Source organism: Gilvibacter sp. (assembly GCF_013214815.1).
Taxonomy (GTDB): domain Bacteria; phylum Bacteroidota; class Bacteroidia; order Flavobacteriales; family Flavobacteriaceae; genus Gilvibacter.
Map to the genome: position 1 here is coordinate 1 of NZ_JABSPU010000125.1, position 3045 is coordinate 3045.

The window sequence follows — 3045 nt, forward strand, 5'->3', positions numbered from 1 at the left end:
GCCCCAACTGTAACTCGGGATAAAATTACGCGGAAAACCACCACCGTAGATATTGGCACTTACTCCTACCACTGTTCCGGTATTGAACATGGTATTGATACCACATTTGGAGTGATCACCCATCATCAGTCCACAAAATTGAAGACCAGTCTTTGCGAAGCCTACTGTACTGTAATCCCAAAGACGAACTGGTGCATAATTATTCTTTAAGTTGGAGTTGTTAGAGTCTGCTCCCATATTACACCACTCTCCTAAAACGGAGTTGCCTAAAAAGCCCTCGTGCCCTTTGTTGCTGAAAGCAAAAAGCACAGAATTACTTACCTCTCCACCTACTTTGCAATGTGGCCCTACCGTGGTTCCGCCATAAATTTTAGCGCCCATTTTAATGGTGGAATGCTCACAAAGCGCAAAAGGCCCTCTAATGGCGCAAGCCTCCATGATCTCTGCGTCTTTACCAATATAAATAGGTCCGTCAGTAGTATTCAAAGAAGCGAGATAAACCTTTGCTCCTTCTTCAATAAATACCAAGTCAGGATCACCGATAACATGAACTCCAGCCTCCAGATCTTGAGATTTCTTATCCTCAGTCAGCCAAGCAAAATCTCTAGCAATTGCGGCGGCATTATGCTTAAAGATATCCCAGGTATTGGCAATACGGATCACATCATCATGGCTGTATTGGATCACCTCCGCAGCGTCAAAATCAACTTCCTCTCCTTCTGCAGCGAAGAAAGCCAATGGCTCGTCTTCATAGAATAGAGCTTGTCCCGGCTGCAATCCTTTTACAATGGCCGCTAAATTATCCGAAGGTAAAAATGAGCCATTGATCAAAATATTGACCTCCATCTCTACCATCGGAAATTTCTCTGACAAATAATCCTCTGTAACAGTCGTTGTAGCGTAGCCCAATAAAAGCTCCCATTTTTCACGAATCGTAAGAATTCCTACTCGAATATCTGCCACAGGCCGCGTAAAGGTAAATGGTAACAATTGGTCCCGTACACTGCCGTCAAAGAGTATGTAGTTCATAAAGACTTTTTTCTGAGAGTAAAGCTAACAAAAAAAGCCTCCGATCTCTCGAAGGCTCCTTGCAAAATAATAACGTTTCGTTTATTTCTTGTACTTGGCGTATTTGTTTTTGAACTTATCAATACGACCAGCAGTATCAACTAATTTAGACTTACCAGTGTAGTAAGGGTGTGAAGTTCTAGAAATCTCCAACTTTACCAATGGGTACTCTTTTCCGTCTACCTCGATTGTTTCTTTGGTATTGGCTGTAGACTTGGTAATAAAAACATCGTCGTTTGACATGTCCTTAAAAGCGACAAATCTGTAGTTTTCTGGGTGAATTCCTTTTTTCATCTCGTTATATCTTAAACTTCACATTTTTGAGGTTGCAAATTTAATCATCTTTTATCAATGTACAAGCTTTCTTTTTTATTTTTTGATGTGATTTGAAAAGATTTTGAAATGTAACGAATTCTTATCTTTGTGTACTAACCAACCAAACTAAACACTTCTTCGTATGGAAAATCCACAACCTTCGGTTAAAAACATTGCCTTGAACTATGGTGCCCTTTGGGGATTAGGTTCAATTGTAATTGGCGTACTCACTTATGTAACTAACACCTATATGGAAAGACCTTGGTGGTCTACGGTTTTAGGAGTTGCAATTATGATCGGTGCAATTGTAATGGGCTATAAGGCATTTCTAAAGCAAAACGGTGGCTATATGAGTCTTGGGGAAGCCCTTAAGACCGGTATGGGAGTTACTTTAATTGCTTCACTTATTGGTGCAGTTTGGATGTACTTGTTCATTACTGTTGTCGAGCCCGGTTTTGTTGATCAAGTGGTAGAAAACGCACAGGTTCAAATGTTAGAGCGTCAACCAGACATGCCGCAAGATCAATTAGACGCGGCCATGGAAATGACCAGAAATTTCACCCAGCCTTGGATCATGGTTACCATCAGTATTGTTGGAACACTTTTCATGGGATTCATCACTTCTTTGATCACTGGTTTGATCATGAAGCGCAACAACCCAATGGCATAACACGATTCTATGACCTTATCGGTAGTAATACCTTTACTTAACGAAAAAGAATCGTTACCCGAATTACACGATTGGATTGCATCAGTGATGGAGTCCAATCGTTTTTCTTATGAACTTCTGTTTATTGACGACGGAAGTACAGATGGCTCCTGGGAGACCATCAAACAGCTGCAAGAAAAGAATCCGTCGGTCAAAGGGATTCGCTTTTTGCAAAACTACGGCAAGTCTCAGGCTCTACACGCTGGTTTTAAAGCTGCTGAAGGAGATATTGTCATCACCATGGATGCTGACCTACAAGACAATCCAGAAGAGATTCCAGAGCTCGTGACCATGATTGAGCAGGACGGTTACGATTTGGTTTCAGGTTGGAAGAAAAAGCGTTACGACAATGCGGTCACTAAAAACCTACCCTCTAAACTTTTTAATTTTGCGGCACGCAAGACTTCTGGCGTAAAGCTGCATGATTTTAACTGCGGACTTAAGGCTTACAGAAGTTCGGTTACCAAGACCATTGAAGTTACTGGAGAAATGCATCGATACATCCCAGTTTTGGCCAAAAATGCGGGTTTTCATAAGATCGGCGAAAAAGTCGTCAAGCATCAAGCCCGTAAATACGGTACTACTAAATTCGGCATAGAACGTTTCATTAACGGCTTTTTAGACCTGATCACCATTTGGTTCCTCTCCCGCTTTGGCAAACGCCCAATGCACTTCTTTGGAGCTATTGGAGCGTTGATGTTGTTGATTGGCTTTCTCTTTAGTTTGTATTTAGGGATTGACAAGTTGTTTTTGAACAAAACCGGACGCTTGATCACAGAGCGCCCGCAATTCTATCTCGCCTTAACTGCAATGATCATGGGAACTCAGTTTTTTATGGCTGGATTCATCGGAGAAATGGTCCTTCGCAATCGCGACAGAAAAGATCGTTACTACATCAGCGAGACGATCTAACGCCGAATCAACGAGACGTGACCACGAGCGCTTCTGCCATC

The 3045-nt window shown here is 41.9% G+C and carries 4 protein-coding genes; 2 read left to right on the top strand and 2 right to left on the bottom strand.

The features are described 5' to 3' along the window. The coding region (locus tag HRT75_RS14365) for a GlmU family protein (RefSeq protein ID WP_291188193.1) at positions 1-1029 on the bottom strand (1029 nt) is incomplete at its 3' end. Positions 1030-1110: 81 nt separating this feature from the next. Beyond that, positions 1111-1362: a type B 50S ribosomal protein L31 gene (locus HRT75_RS14370; protein ID WP_272833292.1), complete on the bottom strand. Its 252-nt coding sequence runs from the start codon at positions 1360-1362 to the stop codon at positions 1111-1113. A gap of 163 nt (positions 1363-1525) precedes the next feature. On the opposite strand from HRT75_RS14370, the gene HRT75_RS14375 reads away from it, so the two are divergent. Continuing rightward, a complete protein-coding gene (locus tag HRT75_RS14375) occupies positions 1526-2053 on the top strand; it encodes a DUF4199 domain-containing protein (RefSeq protein WP_291188195.1) in 528 nt (175 codons plus the stop codon). 9 nt (positions 2054-2062) lie between these two features. Next, a complete protein-coding gene (locus HRT75_RS14380) occupies positions 2063-3004 on the top strand; it encodes a glycosyltransferase family 2 protein (protein WP_291188197.1) in 942 nt (313 codons plus the stop codon). The last annotated feature ends 41 nt before the right edge of the window (positions 3005-3045 follow it).